This is a genomic window from Micromonospora sp. DT4, from assembly GCF_049841675.1.
GTDB lineage: Bacteria > Actinomycetota > Actinomycetes > Mycobacteriales > Micromonosporaceae > Micromonospora.
Genome location: NZ_JBNCKT010000427.1, coordinates 1 through 369, shown reverse-complemented (window position 1 = coordinate 369; position 369 = coordinate 1). Strand labels below are relative to the sequence as shown.

The window sequence follows — 369 nt, the reverse complement described above, 5'->3', positions numbered from 1 at the left end:
CATCATCACGGCCACCGAACCAGACGCCTGGTTCCGCAAAACCAGACCACTGCTCGGTGAACTCGGCACCCCCGAACACGCCCCCCTCATCCTGGACTACCAAGAACAACAAACCCCCAGCGACCGCAACCTGATCCTGCTCAACAACCACGCCCGCGACATCCCCCTCGACCAGCGCCTCACGCTCATCGAAGACTCCGGACACCCCACCAACAGCGCCAAAGCCGCCATGGAAGCAGTCCACATCATGTTCACCCAAGGCGAAACCGCCGCCCTGCACCACGTCAAGAACAACTCCACCCAACTGAACACCAACGAACGGAAAGACTGGGTCACCGCCATCGCCAACCTCGCACCACAGCACCCCGA

General features: G+C 61.5%; 1 protein-coding gene. It reads left to right on the top strand.

The window, feature by feature from the left end; genetic code table 11:
- Nucleotides 1-369, top strand: a 369-nt coding sequence (locus ACLQ24_RS30430; protein WP_425895172.1) for a hypothetical protein, incomplete at both ends; no start/stop codon positions are given.